This is a genomic window from Desulfomarina sp., assembly GCF_054039375.1.
Genome location: NZ_JBPLBA010000023.1, coordinates 1 through 16,603, shown reverse-complemented (window position 1 = coordinate 16,603; position 16,603 = coordinate 1). Strand labels below are relative to the sequence as shown.

Sequence of the window (16,603 nt, the reverse complement as noted above, 5' to 3'; positions counted from 1 at the left end):
CTTTATTCTGTCATTTCATCTTTTGTTTCAACCAAATGAATCACCAGAAACACCCCGGCATCTCCAAAAGACCGCGGCAAACTACTTTATTACGCAACAGCCGTCAAGGGGAAAATGAAAGAAGAATCATTTTTCAGCTTCTTTGATCCATTCTTCCAGAGCTGAAACTATCTGTTTTGCCTGCTTCACGCTGGAAATATTGAATTTGGACTTTGGAATATATTCCCCCTGTCGCTTCTGGTACCGGCGGATTGTGAACATATCTTTGCCGTATTCCCCGGTACTTTTGTTAAGGTTATTGTATCTGAAGAGGATTGTAGTCCAGGCTCCTTTTGAGAGTACTTCTTTTCCGGTTTCCTTTACGATAAGGCGTCCGTCTTCTTCATAATTAATCGTCAGATCTTCAATAGTTGAACTCATTATTTTCACATGGTTGAAATGACTCAGGTAGAAATCCGCTGAATGTGGTCATTTAAAAAAAGTTGTTCAGAAACAGTATCTTATGGATCTCTATGTCATGCTCCTGAGTTGGTGTACGTTTGAAGGTAATACAACCGTTTTTTTGTATTTTCAGTAATCAAACGGAAAAAAATGCTTCTGGACAGACACTATGTAATGCACCTCGTCTTTGCTGTAAAGAAAAAGTGCATTACATTGTCATACTGCCGGCACCTGAAAATCAGTTCTGTTTTATGAATTCAAGACCATTCTGACCTGCAGTTACCACGATATGATCGTCTTCCAGGAATTCCCCCTTGAGCAGGCGCAGCGCCAGTTCGTCTTCAAGAAAATGCTGTATGGCCCGTTTTAATGGCCTTGCCCCAAATGACGGGTTGTATCCGCTTTCGATCAGAAAATCTTTGGCGGAACGTTCAACTGTCAGATGCATTTTCCTGGCTTCAAGTCGCTTGATGAGTTTGCCAAGCTGAATATCGATAATGGCCAGCATATCCTCTCTGCTCAGGCTGTTGAAAATAATAGTGTCATCAATCCTGTTTAAAAATTCAGGTTTGAAATGACTGTGGAGCAGTTCATCAATCTGGTTGCGAATGGTCTTTCTGTCAACATTCTCCTCTGCCATTTTCATGATGAGATTGCTGCCCAGATTGGAGGTCATAATAAGAATGCAGTTTTTAAAATCGACTGTTCGTCCCTTGCCATCTGTCATGCGGCCGTCATCCAGTACCTGGAGAAGAATATTGAAGACATCCGGATGTGCCTTTTCAATTTCGTCAAAGAGGATGACGGAATATGGGCGTCTCCTGACTGCTTCCGTGAGATATCCACCTTCATCATAACCTACATAACCAGGAGGGGCACCAATCAGCCTGGCAACTGAATGTTTTTCCATGAATTCAGACATATCAATGCGTATCATGGCATGTTCGTCATCAAAAAGGAAGTCAGCAAGAGATCGGGCAAGCTCGGTTTTTCCAACTCCGGTTGGTCCAAGAAAAATAAAGCTCCCCAGGGGGCGGTTGGGGTCCTGGAGTCCTGCCCTTGCTCTTCTCACGGCATTGGAAACAGCGGCTATAGCATCTTTCTGGCCGATTACCCGTTTGCCAAGCATTTTCTCTGCCTGAACAAGCTTGTCCTTTTCTCCTTCAAGCAGTTTATCCACCGGAATACCTGTCCATTTTGCGACAACTGTTGCCACATCCTCAGCGGAAACCTCCTCCTTGAGCATCATTTGTCTCGACTGGATTTCCTGCAGTTTGAGATTGGCTTCTTCCAGCTCTTTCTGGAGTTCGACGATTTTTCCATATCGGATCTCGGCCACCAGGCGAAGATCACCCTCTCTTTCCGCTTTCTTTTCCTCTATGTGGGCGGCATCAATGCTTTCCTTGATCTGGCGGATTTTCTGGATTGTATCTCTTTCCAAAGTCCACTGGGCTTTCATGGCCTTAAGCTGTTCATCCAGGTCAGCCAGTTTTTTCTTCGATTCCTCAAGACGCTGTCTTGACGCCTTGTCCTTTTCTTTCTTTAAAGCCTCCTGTTCAATTTCCAGTTTGATCTTCTTTCGTTCCAGTTCATCAATTTCTGTTGGCATGGAATCTATTTCAATTCTCAGCTTTGAAGCCGCCTCGTCAATAAGATCAATGGCCTTATCTGGAAGAAAACGATCGGTAATATACCTGTCGGACAGGGTTACCGCGGCAACGGTTGCACCATCCTGGATCCTTACGCCATGGTGTATTTCGTATCGCTCCTTTATTCCCCTGAGGATGGCAATCGTATCTTCGACGCTTGGCTCCTGCACCAGGACTGGCTGAAATCTTCGTTCCAGGGCACTGTCCTTTTCAATATATTTTCTGTACTCATCAAGGGTTGTGGCACCTATACAGTGGAGTTCTCCCCTGGCCAGGGCTGGTTTGAGCATATTGGAGGCGTCCATTGACCCCTCTGTTGCCCCTGCACCGACAAGGGTGTGGATTTCATCAATAAAGAGAATAATTTCTCCTGCTTTTTCCTCAACCTCCTTGAGAACGGCTTTCAGCCTGTCTTCAAATTCTCCCCTGTATTTTGCTCCCGCAACAAGAGCACCGAGATCAAGGGTTATGACCTGTTTGTTTTTGATGGTTGAAGGAATGTCTCCATTGACTATTCTCTGGGCCAGTCCTTCAGCTATCGCTGTTTTTCCGACGCCCGGTTCGCCGATAAGAATCGGGTTGTTTTTTGTCCGCCGGGAAAGCACCTGGATAATCCGACGAATTTCCTCATCCCGGCCGATGACCGGGTCAATTTTTCCCTGCCGGGCAATGTCGGTAAGATTGCGGCCGTATTTTTCCAGGGCCTGGTATTTTTCTTCAGGATACTGATCAGTTACCCGGTGGCTTCCACGGATTTCCGACAGGGCCTGGAGGAAATTTTTCTCATCAATGCCTCCCGCGGCAAAGATTTTCTGTATTTCCGGCTCACCGTTTTTAATCGCGGCCAGGAAAAGATGTTCCTGGCTGATAAAGTCATCCTGCATTTGTTTGGCAACACCAAAAGCGCTGTCAAAGACCTTGGTGAGGTCGGCAGAGGCATAGGTCTGCCCTGCACCCTGTCCTGAGACTTTTGGTATTGCCTCCAGGGCCTGGTTTATGCCGCTGAGCAGTACAGCGGGATCCGTGCCCATTTTCTGGAGTACAGGAACAACAATACTCTCTGGTTGCACCAGAATGGATTTGAGCAGATGGGCAGTTCGGATTTCCTGGTGATTGCTGTTCCGGGCCAGTTGTTGTGCGGCCTGGATAACCTCCTGTGATTTATGGGTAAACTTGTCAAATTGCATATTTCTCCTCTCTCTGAAAAATAAAAAATAACTTGTGTTGAATTTTTTTCCTGAAAATCCTGCCACGGAAAGTATTTTCCGGAGACGGAATTATCATATCAGTGAAGCAGTGTCCATTGTTGTGCCCTGAAGGGCATAAATACCCTGAAGGGCATAAATACCCTGAAGGGCATAAACGGCTGAGCTTTCGGGTTCAGTCGTGCTGCATCAATACGTTGAGAAAATAAGGATGGGCAGGAGGGGTGTCAAGAATTTGACTTAAGGAAATAAAAAAAAAAGGCAAGCTTCACCAGGGAAGCTTGCCAGGACAGTTCTTTTCTTCAGGCTTCCTTGAAAAATTGGTTTTCCGTGTTGTCTCTCAATCCAGAGGAAATAAAAAAACGCTCACACATGATTAATATACCGCCCTTTGTAATTTCTCTGTTGTTTTGCTTCGAACGAAAATTCTAATTTTTCAAGGTACCCTTAAATCAATAAGTTACTTGCTGAGCAGAAGCATATCAATTCTGAAAAAGGATCTGCGTGACATAAAACACAAAATCAGCCGCAACCACCGGAGCCACATGAACCGGAGCTGCATCCGCCACCACCATTTATCGGGTTCACGGAAGTAATACCAAAACCCGACCTTGGCCCGGCGTCCACAAAATCAACGGTAATACCGCCGCAGGTAGCCATCAGGCTTCCCTCCACCAGGAATTTAAGGGAGTCGTTTTCGTAAATTTTATCGTTTTCTTTTGGCTCATCCAGAGCCAATCCCAGGGACGGGCCTGCTCAGCCGCCCTGCATGAGAGCAATACGCAGGGCAGAATCAATATTGTTCTGCTGCATATACTCTTTCAGTTTTTCAACCGCAAGATCTGTTACATTAAATTCAGACATGAAATGCCTCCTCAAAAAAAATGGTCTATAAGTACTGATTTACATCAGAAGTTTCTTCGAGTGACAGGGGGAAAATGTCAGACATTGTCCCTGTTCACTCTGAAGTTGGCTATTTTTTATTTTATTACAGAATAAGGTAGTGACGCTCAATAGTCAATCCGCCTACTCTTTAATTTATAGCGAAGTTCGAAATATTCAAGTCTTTACTTGAATACAATTCTGATTTTTTGAGGGATTCTGATCTGGCAGCAGTAGGATATAGTTTATAAAAACAAATGGATAGGTTTTGTTTTTATTTTCTGCAGAGGAGTTGTGATTTTTTAAAATCGTAACTATGAATTTTCAGGATATTGACGTACTATAAATAGAATAACTGTTTATAGTACGTCAATGTCGTTAACCTAAGGACAAGATGGTTAAGGAAAGACCCATTCTGACCTTGGCCGGGGGTGTCTGCAGCCAGGACGGCTGCAGTCAAGCCCCCAGGGACGGGTTTATAGCGTCCTTCGGACGAGGTCGGAATGGGACTCATCGCTTAAGTTAACGACATTGCTTTAGAAGTTGTAAATCATTGAGTGGCTGTCCCTGTGAGCAGCAGAAATGAGTGTAGATCCATATTCGGCAAGAGGAAGAAGATGAAGAAAATTGTGATATCCACCGGAGGGGGCGATGCACCCGGGTTGAATGCCGTGATATATTCGGTTGTTCACACCTGTTATCGGAAAGGGTGGGAAGTCTATGGCAGTAAAAGCGGTTACGCCGGGTTTCTGGACTTTGATGAGATGGTGCGCCTGACATTGAAAGATGTTGAGGGGATTTATTCCACCGGTGGCACAATCCTCGGGTCAACCAATAAGGGCAATCCATTCAGGCGCCCTGTGGAAAACCTGGCTGGAGAAATACAGATTGTCGATATATCAGACAAGATCCTGAGAAATTTTGAGAGAATGGGATTTGACTGTCATATTGCCATCGGTGGCGACGGCAGCCTGGAAATTGCCCATCGATTTGCCGAGAAGGGTATGCCGGTAATCGGTGTTCCCAAAACCATTGACAACGACCTTGAAATGACAAACAGGACTTTCGGGTTTGACACAGCAGTCTCCACTGCAACTGATGCACTCGACAAACTGCACTCTACTGCTAAATCCCATGACAGGGTTCTCGTTGTCGAGGTGATGGGACGGGATTCTGGCTGGATTGCGCTTTACTCAGGAATATCCGGGGGGGCGGATGTTATTCTGATTCCTGAAATTCCTTTTGATATGGAAGAAGTCTGTAATAAAATTACAGACAATGAACTCCATGACAAGCACTATTCAATTGTTGTTGTGGCTGAAGGGGCAGTGACAAAAGACGGGAAGGTGTTCAACAAAGGGCATGGAGAAATGGGACGTGATGAGGTTATTCTGGGTGGTGTGGGTGAATGGGTTGCAGCCGAGATTCGCAAACGTACCGAAAAAGATTCACGCTCCCTGGTTCTGGGGCACCTGCAGCGGGGAGGGTCTCCAACTACATTTGACCGTCTGCTTGCTCTGCGTTTCGGTGCCGCTGCTGTTCGTCTTGTGGAGGAAAAAGTTTTTGATCATATGGTCGCCCTGAAGGATTCACAGATGGTGGCCGTGCCTATAGCCGATGCAATAAAGGAGAGGAAAAAAGTCGATCTTTCCAGTGATAAAATTCTCACGGCCCGCGAAATTGGTATCTGTCTCGGTGATAAGCCGGAAAAAGAAGAGTAGGTTACAGCGATTTTGTCATGGGCAGGAAAAACTGTTATCTGGAGGCATACAAAAAGCTGCTTGATCATTTTGGACCCCAGGGCTGGTGGCCGGGAGAAACGTCCTTTGAGATCATGGTTGGAGCTGTACTCACCCAGAATACAAACTGGCAGAATGTAACTCTGGCAATCGATAATCTGCGTAATGCAGGAGTGTTGTCATATGAACAGTTGCTTGTTCTTTCCCTGGAAAATCTGGCGGAGTTGATCCGTCCGTCAGGTTATTATAATGTCAAAGCAGGCAGGCTGCGCAATGTGTTGCTCATGATTGAGAATTTATATGGAGGTGATCCTGAGCTTTTCTATCAGGATGATATGGTTTCGGCCAGGGAAAACCTTCTCAGTGTCAGGGGTGTTGGCCCTGAAACCGCAGATTCGATTCTTCTCTATGCCTGCAATCATCCTGTCTTCGTGGTTGATGCTTATACCCACAGGGTTTTTTCGCGACATAATCTTGTTGAAGAGGAAACAGATTACACTGCGATGCAGTCACTGTTTATGGAGAATTTGCCGGAGGAAACAGAACTGTATAATGAATATCATGCCCTGATCGTTGCGGTTGCAAAAAAGTTCTGTAAAAAAAACAAACCCCGCTGCGGAAGCTGTCCCTTGTCGGGGCTTAATGAGGGATAATCAACCTCGAATCGAAGAGCTGATGCCTCAAAGGGTGGCGAGTGATTCTGTTTAACAGGCCCAATCCCCAGACTCACAAATAACAGGCTGAGTTTCATACGTAATCAGATGTGAAATTGGGGATGTGGCTGAATTTCATGGGTAATCAGATATCAATATGCTATCAAAAAAATGGTCACGTAACCGTCTCGGATTCAGGTTATGATTTAATTTTCAGCAGGCTGCCGACCATGTCGTCCGCTGCCTTAATCGTTTTCAGGTTTGCCTCATACATTCTGCTGTTGACAATTGTTTCTGGAATTTCACTGGACAGCTCAACATTTGACAACTCGACCGGCTCCTGGCCATTGCCGGTTTCCTGGAAAACAGTGGTCTTTTGTGCGTCGACTTTTTCGATTTGGGTTTTCACCCCGTGGGGTTTAGCTTCTTCAAGGAGAACCCGTGTCTTGTTAAATCCGTTGGTTTGTGCATTGGCAATGTTGTTGCCGTTCGATTCTATTCGAGTGCTGAAGGCGCGAAGTCCTGAAAGTGCGGATTGAAAAGCTGGTATCATAATTGCTGCCCCTGTGACCAATTACCAAAAAAGAGTTCTTGATTACCCATGAAACTCAGGCCCAATCCCCAGACTCACAAATAACAGGCTGAGTTTCATACGTAATCAGAAAAGAGTTTGTCTGTGTAGTCTTGCTGCAGCAAAATCTGTTCCAGGATGAGTGGCGTCAGTTTTTTCTTTAACTGTCTGAAGTGAGGAAGTATACCGGGATGTCCAGTCGTTTCGAAAATGTTTAATTTCGTAATTGAAATTACATATCTGTTGCTGCTGATTGTCTCCTTGAGGTTTTATTTTCTGCCGGATCTGATTTCTTCCAGGATCTTTTCTATTTCATCCCTGGTGTATTCCGCACGCTGCAGTGCTTTTTTATACCTGTCAAGAACGGAACGGGCCTTCAGGAGATTGTTGTTTTGTGTGTGCAGGGTATAGAGCAGGGTGGTCAGGTTTTCTTCGAGCAGATTGATTTGCAGGATTTTTTCTATCAGGCCGATTGCTTCTTCAGGTCGCCCTGACTCGATCATATGTTTTGCCCAAGCCGTTGTGAATTCCACAAAGAGGTTGACCAGTTCATCATTGTAGGCCAGGACCTGTTCACTTTTGAAGGTGTCCTCCGGCATCATTCCTTTGTACAGTGAAAATGCCGTCCGGAATTTACCGTATGCCTGGAGCCAGTCACCGTTTTTTGAGTGAGAGAGACCTGTCCGGGCAGCTTCAAAAAAATCAAGACCATCTATTTCGTAGTTTTCCAGGCAGAGAATCCCCTTTTGTGTATAAAGATAGTGTTTGACCGGAATTGGCAGATGGGGTGACATCAGTTTGCGCAGGCGGGCCAGGAGAGTGTCAAAACTTTTTCTGGCGTTTTCAGGACTGCTTTCCGGCCATAATTCAAGCTGTATCTTTTCCTGTGGAATACGCTGGCCTTTTGCGGTCACCAGCAGGCCAAGGAGTTCACGCTGGAATGGGGTCAGGTCACGGGCCCTGAAAATGACTTTGCCCTGGATACTGACTTCAAAACTGTCAAGAAAGGTGAATTTCAGCAGTGGGATCGGTTCGCCGTCATCGGAGAAATTGACATGCAGGCGTCTGCGGGCAAGAGATCGTGCAAAACTTTTTTCGATATCTCTTCTTACGGCAAACCCGAGGAGTCTGGCCATCATTATCGGTTCCCAGGTCCAGAAGAAGGTGTAATCATTAATCTTCATAAGAGAGAGGGCCGCTTCCAGGTCATCTACCGCGCCTTCAGGTGTACCCGATTCATAATTCAGATAGCTTCTGTTTATCAGGCCGCAGAGGGTGAGGTATGTCGATGGAATAGACTGGGCGAGGGCCAGCCCCCTTTCAAGTGCGCTCTCTGCTTTTTTGTACATCTTCAGCCGGGTAAAAATGGCTCCGGCAATAATATGATGAAAGGCAATGTAGAAAGGCCCGCCGGCTTTCTCTCTTAGGTCCGCCGATTCTGCAAGCAGTTTCATGCTTTTGTTGTGTGCTCCGGCAAGCACATGCCCGAAAGCCTGCCATTGCAGAAGTTGGCTGAGCATATGATCACTTGATGCGGTGGAGGTGACACCGTATCCCCGGGCAAGGAGATCGAGGCCTTCCTCAACCAGGCCGCGGGCAAAGAAATTACTGCTTGTCCAGACGAACAGGTATGGGGCGGCAACAGTCTGATCAATGACCGTGTGGTCAATTGCCTGTTGCAGGGCTGTCTGCTGCAGTTCATAGTTCAGGAAATCTCCGGTCATGGAGAGATGACAGAGATTCATAATTCTCATGGTGAGTTTGTTGGATTCACCGACAAGCGGGTCGTTCAGCAGGGTAAAGCAGATTTCCGCTTCCCGTTTGAATTTAGCCCGGTTACCGCTCAGCAGTTCAATATAGCCCTGGATGAATCGGGTGGAGGCGATAAAATTCCTGATGTCGTGGCGGGTGGCGAGAGTGCTTGCCATTTGAATAAAATGACGCGCCTTGTCCATATCTCCGTTAAAAAAGCAATATCCGGATGCCAGGTTCCTGGCTGCAATGATTGTTATGGGAACCTCCATTGTTTTTTTGTTCTTTTCCAGAATGACTTCTGTTCGCAGCAGCAGTTCGGAGCCGACTGTATATTGACCGGAGATAACAAAATGGTAATAAATTGTCTGCGAGAGTGTAAGAAGTTCGCCGATTTCTTCGCCACTTTTTATGAAATCCCTGCGTGCTGAATCAAAGAAGGGCAGAGTGGTCTGGGGGGTGAAATCAACACGGAGAAGACCGGCATAGAGAGTGAGCCAGCTGTATTGAAAAAGAGTTTTTTCCGGAATGCCCTGCAGAAGGGTGAGGATGGTGATTGTCTTATTTTCTGCTATCAATTCCATGCCTTTTTCCTGCAGGATGTTTGACATCGCCTGAAAGTCCTCACCATTTCTATAGCAGGTCAGGGCTTTTTCCGTCATATTTCGTTCAAGGTAATATTGGGCTTCGCGGCGGTGGATCGTTCTGATTTGCTCACTGTCCAGCTGAATATGGGCTCTTTTCTGGAGAAATTCCTGGAAGAAATGGTGGAAACGGAAAACGTGCTTCCGGTCGTCAAGTTTGTAAATAAAGAAATTGGCCTGACTCATATCGGACAGAACCTGACTGAATTCTTCAATGGAGGTGATTTCGGTCGCCAGGTCTGCCGGTATCTCCGTCAGCATTGACAGTTCCAGAAAAGGGATATGCAGGTGTTTCGGGATCTGGTCGAATATCTCCTCCTGGAAGTATTCGAGCATATGGTCTTTTCCACTTCTGCCGTCTGCGGGTGAGATGGCATCATCAAGCCAGAAGTGGTTTCTTCCGCTGATGGGGTGACTGGCGAGAATGATACCCATGACCCAGCCTTTCGTAATCCGCTGAATGGCAATCGCATCCTGTCTGCTTATTGCCTTGTTGAGAACATTGTTGCACAGTTCTTCAATTTCTTCATTGTTAAAGGCAAGGTCTGTTGTGCTTATATAGGCAATCTGGTTGCCGTTTCGAAGAATTTTACTTTTCAGTTCCAGGGGGTGCCGGCTGACAAAAATGAAATGAACTTTTGGTGGGGAAGTATCAATGATATGTTCCAGGAGGTTGTTGGTGAGTGCTCCATACTCTATGCGATGGAGGTCATCAAAAACGAGGTAGATATCAGTGGCGAGATAGTGGTCAAGATCCCTGAGCAGGATATTGGCACAACGGGTCAGGTCAAGAGGGCCGACACTGCCTTCGTTGAGAATGGTTGTAAGCTGGGGTGAACTGAAATCAGGCAGGTTGGCAGTGAGATTGGCCAGGAGTGAAGAGAGCAGCAGGACCGGGTCAGAGTCTTCCGGTCCGACCTGGTACCAGATGAATGTGTTGTTGTTGTATTTAAGAAACTGGGAGACCAGTGTGGTCTTTCCCTGTCCCGCCTGGGCTTCTATAATTATCACCTTTTTGGTGTGCTTTTTTTCCGGAAGTTTTGCGGTGAGAATGCGGGTTCTGAGCAGGGATTGTGATTCATCAATATGCGGGGGATAAAATTTATTGGACGGTATTGTGTAATTAAGGTTGTTTTCCTCTGATTGTATTGTGCTCATCATCCCGGTCACGCTCTGTCTTGAGGTGCGTTACAAATTGTCGGCAAACTTTCCTTATGATATTGGCATCCTTTGGAGTGAGTTTGATCCGACCAAAAAATTGACGAATATTATTCATCCAGTAGAGATGGTTTTTGTCGCCCAGAAAATGGATGTGGTTCAATGATTCCTGGAGACAGGAATACATCGATTCCAGCTCGAAAGAGGATGCCAGCCTGGGCGCAGGTACCATGTCTTTCTGTAAATGAATAATACCATAATAGAATTCATAGCAATGAATTGCAACAGCCTGCGCCAGGTTAAGTGAAGAAAAATCAGCCGTGGGGATGGCTGAAAGCAGTTGACAGTGTTTCAGCTCTTCATTAGTGAGACCACAATCTTCGGGACCGAAAACAATCGCAACCCGGTTCCTGGCAAGGGCAGGGAGGACGGACTTGACAATCTCCCGTGGCGACTGTTCGGTCAGGCGCTGTCGGCCTCTTCTTGCTGTTGTGCCAATGATTACCGAAAAGGGAGAAAGGGCTTCCTCGAGTGTATTGTAACAGGTTATATTTTCAATAAGATGGGCGGCGTTATGGGTGGCAAGCCTGGCGATTGTTTCTCTTTCCGTAAGCTCGCTTCCGACAACCTGCAGGCTGTTTATTCCCATGTTCCAGGCTATTCTTGCCGCCGCACCAATATTCCCGGCGTACCTGGGACGCACAAGTATGATCGAAATATTGGAGAGAAAGTCAGTTTTAAGATCAGGTTTTATCATTTTCAACGTGTACTGTTTCGAAATTGTTAACCGGAATGAAATGAATTCTGTTGCGGGTGTAATCCACGTCAAGCAGCCGGATATCGATTGAATCACCTATCCTGTAGATATTACCACTTATTTCTCCAATGAGTCGGTGATTTTTATCGTCGAACAGGTAGTAGTCGTCTTTTAAGTTTTCCAGTCCGATGGAACCGCTTATGCCGCTTTCCTTTAATTCAACAAACATTGCAAAATCGGTGACACCGGAAATGATTGCCTGAAATTTTTCACCAATTCGTCTGCCCATGTACCGTACCTTCAGTCGTTCCGTCATTTCCCGTTCCGCTTTGACGGCTGTCCTCTCCCGACCAGAAAGGAAGTCCGCCTTTTTCTGCAGATGGGTTATGTTTTGTGTCGTTGTGCCATCGTCTTTCAGGAGGGCTGCCATGAGTTTCCTGTGGACAAGCAGATCAGGGTAGCGCCTGATGGGAGAGGTGAAATGTGTATAGTTCTGTGACGCCAGACCAAAGTGACCGATATTCTCTGGGCTGTACCTGGCCTGTTTCATGGTTCGCAGCAGGAGGTTGTTGATCAGGTATTCGGTGCTGGTGCCCCTGCACTGTTCAACGATCCCGGCATACCATTCCGGTGTATTGTTCTTCGGGGGAAGGTGGACCAGGGTTTTGGCAAATGTACAGAACTCTTCCACCTTTTCCTGATCCGGGCGTTCGTGTATCCGGTAGAGTCCCTGAATCTGCTGTTCTGTGAAGAAGCTTGCGACAGCCTCATTGGCTGCCAGCATAAATTCTTCAATCATCTGGTGGGCGAAATTTCTTTCCACAATTGAAATGGTCTCGATTTCTCCTGTTTTATCCAGGGTGATTGCTGATTCGGGAACAGTAAAACCAATGGAACCACGCTGTTTTCTTTTTTTCAGAAGGATTTCTGCAAGCAGTCTGGCTGTTTTCAGCTGATCCAGGTAGGCCTTATGTTCGGTCACAGTTACCGGGTCGTTGTCGATCACTATTTTTTTAACCGTGGTATAAGTGAATCGTTTCCGACTGCGTATAATGGATCTGGCAAATTTTTTTCCAAGAAGGGTTCCCTTTTCGTCGTAATCAAGAATGGCGGAAACGGTAAATCTGTCTTTGTCGGGCAGGAGGCTGCAGAGATCATTGGACAGTTTTTCCGGTAACATGGGGATGACCCGTCCGGGGAAATAGATGGATGTGCCTCTTTCGTATGCCTCTTTGTCAAGGGCGGAGCGAGGACGGACAAAATGACTGACATCGGCAATTGACACATAGAGTCTGTACCCTTTGTCTGTTTTTGAGACAAAAACTGCATCATCAAAATCTTTAGCGGTTTCTCCATCTATGGTCACATGGTCAATATTTCTTAAGTCCAGTCTGTTCCCTGAAAGTGAAAAATCTTCGGAAAGGTTTTCCGTTTCTTTCAGGGCTCGGTTGCTGAAGGTGTGGGGGAGGGAAAATTTTTCAATAACCAGCCTCATCTGGACATCCACATTGGCAGGGTTACCCAGTATTTCGACGATTTCGCCGTGAATTGTCTCTGCTCTCTGTTCTCCTCTTTTCATTCTGACAATGACAGCGTCTCCGTTGCGTGGACGGCCGGATTTTTTTGATTTATCAATGGTGATGTGAAAAGGGAAACGGGGATCTTCGGGGATGACGATGCCGGGGTCCGCATAAAAACCCGACAGAGTCTTTTTCCCTTGGGACAATACCCTGATAATACTGCCTTCAGGGCGATTCGGGTCACTCTTTGTTTTTTTCTGTATCAGACGAAAAAGAACCTGATCACCATGCTGGGCCGCCCCCATTTGTGACCTGGAAATATAGGGATCAGCAGTAAGGTCTTTCGCCCTGGCAAATGGTGCGGCTTGAGTAATAAACCCGAAACCTCTGGCATTTTTTTCCAGAGTGCCGGTGTAAAGCGGAGCTTTGGAGATCAGACTGAACCTGTTTTTTCTGTCTTTTTTAATAAGGTTGGACTCAATAAGGAATTGAATTGAATCGTGGATATTGACTTTTTGAGTATTTTTTTCTGTTATTAAATCTGACAGTTCTGCAGCAGAAACCGGTTTTTTTGACCTGGAGAGGGCTGCCAGAACAAGGTTCTTTCCCCTGTTCAGCAAGTTTTGAGTGTTTCTTTTTCCGCTGTTATTGTTATTGTATTTAACATGTCGGGATGGTTGACGAAATTTTCTTTTTTTGGACATATGTGTTTTTTTGTTTTCTCCTGAAGAGGAATTTTGTTAATCTGTTTTAATTATGGTTTAGTAAAACAGCAGGTTTTAATTATCAGAAAAATACTGAAATATAAGGGAAATAACCGGGGAGCAGATGTCTTTGTTTCCGGGGAGTCTATAGCCTGATTGTTCAGTTTTTTCAATGAAACAGGACAGTATGCGTCGAATTCCATTTGATCTAGAGCTCTATCGTAACCAGATGAAGGCGTTGATCGGGGATACTCCCGGTGAAAATATTTTCTGGGAAGCTCTTGATTTCGCCACTGAAGCTCATTTTGATCAATGGAGACGTTCGGGGGATGCCTATATCCTTCATCCATGTTCAGTTGCCAAGATTCTGGCAGAAGAGCTGGATATTCTTCATCCGGAAATTCTCTCTGCTGCCCTTCTGCATGATACGGTTGAGGATGTGGAAGAGGTTACTGCAGAACTTGTCGGTAAGAAGTTCGGTCATTATGTTCAGGCAATAGTTGAAGGCTGCACCAAGGTTACACTCGCTTCCGGTGATAAACAGACCATTGCCAAGCGTACTCATCGAAAAATCTTTTCCGGCGCGGCTCTCAGGCCTGAAGTTATGCTTGTCAAACTTGCAGACAGGCTGCATAATCTGCGAACTCTGAAAGTATTACCCAAAAGTAAAAGACAACGTATTGCCGACGAGACTATAGACATTTATGCTCCTTTGGCAACTGTTTTCGGATTATTTAATTTAAAAAGAGAGATGTATAACCTGGCCCTTCAGTACAGGTTCCCGCGCCAGGGGAAAAATTTAAATTATCATATAAGGCAGTTACAGGATTCTCCTGTGGGAAGAGATATTATTGAAAAAGTGGAAAAAGCTGCTGCCGATGCCGGGCTTGACTGCCGGGTAACCCTTCGTGCCAAAAAACTCTGGGCCTACTACGACAGTACAAACTCCATTTTACTCAAGCGTATTGATACACCGGTGGAAATCCTCACAGTTGTGGAAAGCACACAGGCCTGTTACAGCGCGTTGGGAATAATAAATCAGACATTTCAGCCGATTCCGCGGACGATACGTGATTTTATAGCAAATCCGAAGCCCACGGGATATCAGGGACTGCATGCCCGGGCCATTGTAGAGGGCCAGAAATACCTGTTTAAAATACGCACGGATGAGATGGAACGCCGGGCCCAGAGAGGACTGTTTCGAAACTGGAGTTCCCTGGCAAAAAAGCAGGGGAAGTTTATCAAAGAAATCCAGGAAATGTTCGATATCCTGGGATCTGAAGATGGTGTTTCCTACCGGGATGTTATCGCGGCGAGCGGGAAGAAGGAGATCTATACTTATACGCCAAGAGGAGACCTGATCTGCCTGCCGGTCAATTCGACGGTGTTGGATTTTGCCTTCAGGGTTCATACGGACATTGGCCATACCTGCCTTGGAGCCATGATTCGAAATAAACGTCTGCCCGCTGAACATATGCTGCACGATGGTGATATGGTGCGGATTATAAGGTCTGAAAAGCCTATCCGGTTTGAGCAGTATATTGTAAAGCTGTGCAAGACACCGCGGTCGAGGAGTGAGCTGGCAAAAGGCTTTCGGGAACGGCGGCGGAAAGTCACCAGGGAGGTAGGCTACTCTATTCTGCGCCAGGAGATGCTGCGGTACGGCGTTCCTTTTGATGTTCTCCAGAATGAGAAGTTGCCAGAGCTGCTGGATCATTTTTCAATTGAATCGCTGGATGAACTGTACAGTCGTGTGGGAGAAGGGCGACTTCGTCTCCAGGATGTGATCGAAAATATAAAAAAAATTCTTTTCGGGGGGGTCTCCCCTCTTGTGACTCCCACCGGGGAGTTTAATAAAATTGAACTGACAACACTCGATCCGGTGTCCGTTAAGCTTTCCCTCTGTTGCCGGCCCGATCCCAGTGCCAAAAATAACTGTGCCCTGCTGACCAGGAAGGGATTGTCTGTTCATAACAAGAAGTGCAAACGGTTTCTTGAGCTGAGCTTCCAGCGAGAGGATGCGGTCAATATCTCCTGGAGGATGAAGGAAACACTGGTCCGGAAAAAACAGATTTTATACGTGCTGCGGGCCACAAGGGGTGAGATACTGGACGTAATCAGCAGGGCGCCGGCGGAGCTGGAGATGCAGAGTCTGCAGATGCTGTCCAGTTACTCTGTGCTGCAGCCGGCATGGGAGCTCACATTTAGAGCTCCGACCCTGTATATTCTGCAGAAGGTTATCAGGCATTTTGAAAAATCCCATCTTCCTTTTGAATTTTATCTTGATTACTGATGCAGAATTGGGTGTTTGTGAGCAATTACAGTTCAGAGATAAAAATGATCTGATTACCATGAAACTCTGCTTGATTGGGAATGTGCCTGTTCTTTGTGAGTCTGGGGATTGGGCCTGTTTTATCTGCGTATTTCAAAAATCACATTAGACTGATTATAAAATGATCTGGACTGGCACTTTTTCATTTGAATTCCTTATCAATTGAGATTTCCAGTGATTTTTGACCGTAGGCGAGCCTGATCAAACAGGCACATCCACAATTTGGCTGAGTTTCATGGGTAATTAAGAAATTTTTTAATTCCATCTGCATCCTGCACCTCAGAAATTAAAAACATATCTGGGTGTTATTTCATAACATTATTCAACTTAAACAACTACTAAGAGGGCAACAACTCTATGATTTAACAGCCTCTGAACTTGCCAATTGCAGGATTTAGGTTCCACATTTATTGCGTGTCGTTCCTGAAAAGACAATCAGGATAACGGAATTTTTCTCCCTGTCCCGTCTCCGTAAAAAGACACGATCAACAGATATTTAGAAGAACGGTCCCTGAAGGAGAACCAATGGAAAATGTAAAGGATTTTGATCCCGAAATATATTCACTCATCAAGCAGGAAGAGCGGCGCCAGACCGA

At 45.9% G+C, this 16,603-nt stretch carries 10 protein-coding genes; 3 read left to right on the top strand and 7 right to left on the bottom strand.

Features of this window, described 5'->3' with window-relative positions:
* Positions 1–126 precede the first annotated feature (126 nt).
* The 3 genes from ACXLDX_RS01560 to ACXLDX_RS01550 all read right to left on the bottom strand — a co-directional run bounded on the left by ACXLDX_RS01560 (position 127) and on the right by ACXLDX_RS01550 (position 4,159).
* Positions 127–420 (bottom strand): hypothetical protein, encoded by a 294-nt coding sequence (locus tag ACXLDX_RS01560; RefSeq protein WP_457575430.1) that lies wholly within the window; start codon positions 418–420, stop codon positions 127–129.
* A gap of 259 nt (positions 421–679) precedes the next feature.
* Positions 680–3,277, bottom strand: coding sequence for an ATP-dependent chaperone ClpB (gene clpB / locus ACXLDX_RS01555; RefSeq protein ID WP_457575429.1), 2,598 nt, complete (start codon positions 3,275–3,277; stop codon positions 680–682).
* Between the two features lie 540 nt (positions 3,278–3,817).
* Positions 3,818–4,159 (bottom strand): IscA/HesB family protein, encoded by a 342-nt coding sequence (locus tag ACXLDX_RS01550; protein ID WP_407929095.1) that lies wholly within the window; start codon positions 4,157–4,159, stop codon positions 3,818–3,820.
* 635 nt (positions 4,160–4,794) lie between these two features.
* On the opposite strand from ACXLDX_RS01550, the gene ACXLDX_RS01545 reads away from it, so the two are divergent.
* Entirely contained in the window at positions 4,795–5,898 is a 1,104-nt protein-coding gene (locus ACXLDX_RS01545; protein ID WP_457575428.1) for a 6-phosphofructokinase, read from the top strand.
* 17 nt (positions 5,899–5,915) lie between these two features.
* On the top strand, positions 5,916–6,569 hold the full coding sequence (locus ACXLDX_RS01540; protein WP_457575427.1) for an endonuclease III domain-containing protein: 654 nt from the start codon (positions 5,916–5,918) through the stop codon (positions 6,567–6,569).
* A 199-nt stretch (positions 6,570–6,768) separates the two neighbouring features.
* Here the strand turns inward: ACXLDX_RS01540 and ACXLDX_RS01535 are convergent, their stop codons facing one another.
* From ACXLDX_RS01535 to rnr, 4 genes are all read right to left on the bottom strand, one after another.
* The gene (locus ACXLDX_RS01535; RefSeq protein ID WP_457575426.1) at positions 6,769–7,122 is read right to left on the bottom strand and encodes a flagellar basal body rod C-terminal domain-containing protein; all 354 of its coding nucleotides are present in this window, start codon (positions 7,120–7,122) and stop codon (positions 6,769–6,771) included.
* Between the two features lie 287 nt (positions 7,123–7,409).
* Positions 7,410–10,697, bottom strand: coding sequence for an AfsR/SARP family transcriptional regulator (locus ACXLDX_RS01530; RefSeq protein WP_457575425.1), 3,288 nt, complete (start codon positions 10,695–10,697; stop codon positions 7,410–7,412).
* On the bottom strand, positions 10,660–11,451 hold the full coding sequence (locus ACXLDX_RS01525; RefSeq protein ID WP_457575424.1) for an RNA methyltransferase: 792 nt from the start codon (positions 11,449–11,451) through the stop codon (positions 10,660–10,662). Before ACXLDX_RS01525 ends, ACXLDX_RS01530 begins: the two co-directional genes overlap by 38 nt.
* On the bottom strand, positions 11,438–13,675 hold the full coding sequence (gene rnr, locus ACXLDX_RS01520; protein WP_457575423.1) for a ribonuclease R: 2,238 nt from the start codon (positions 13,673–13,675) through the stop codon (positions 11,438–11,440). The genes ACXLDX_RS01525 and rnr overlap by 14 nt, the downstream gene beginning before the upstream one ends.
* 187 nt (positions 13,676–13,862) lie before the next feature.
* Here rnr and ACXLDX_RS01515 point away from each other — a divergent pair, with 187 nt between their 5' ends.
* A complete protein-coding gene (locus tag ACXLDX_RS01515; RefSeq protein ID WP_457575422.1) occupies positions 13,863–15,968 on the top strand; it encodes an HD domain-containing protein in 2,106 nt (701 codons plus the stop codon).
* Positions 15,969–16,603: the final 635 nt, after the last annotated feature.

What these genes read in the sequence shown, in the direction of transcription:
- ACXLDX_RS01560 (WP_457575430.1), bottom strand. Translation starts at nt 420, where the DNA reads ATGAGTTCAACTATTGAAGATCTGACGATTAATTATGAAGAAGACGGA.
- clpB (WP_457575429.1), bottom strand. Translation starts at nt 3,277, where the DNA reads ATGCAATTTGACAAGTTTACCCATAAATCACAGGAGGTTATCCAGGCC.
- ACXLDX_RS01545 (WP_457575428.1), top strand. Translation starts at nt 4,795, where the DNA reads ATGAAGAAAATTGTGATATCCACCGGAGGGGGCGATGCACCCGGGTTG.
- ACXLDX_RS01540 (WP_457575427.1), top strand. Translation starts at nt 5,916, where the DNA reads ATGGGCAGGAAAAACTGTTATCTGGAGGCATACAAAAAGCTGCTTGAT.
- ACXLDX_RS01535 (WP_457575426.1), bottom strand. Translation starts at nt 7,122, where the DNA reads ATGATACCAGCTTTTCAATCCGCACTTTCAGGACTTCGCGCCTTCAGC.
- ACXLDX_RS01530 (WP_457575425.1), bottom strand. Translation starts at nt 10,697, where the DNA reads ATGATGAGCACAATACAATCAGAGGAAAACAACCTTAATTACACAATA.
- ACXLDX_RS01525 (WP_457575424.1), bottom strand. Translation starts at nt 11,451, where the DNA reads ATGATAAAACCTGATCTTAAAACTGACTTTCTCTCCAATATTTCGATC.
- rnr (WP_457575423.1), bottom strand. Translation starts at nt 13,675, where the DNA reads ATGTCCAAAAAAAGAAAATTTCGTCAACCATCCCGACATGTTAAATAC.
- ACXLDX_RS01515 (WP_457575422.1), top strand. Translation starts at nt 13,863, where the DNA reads ATGCGTCGAATTCCATTTGATCTAGAGCTCTATCGTAACCAGATGAAG.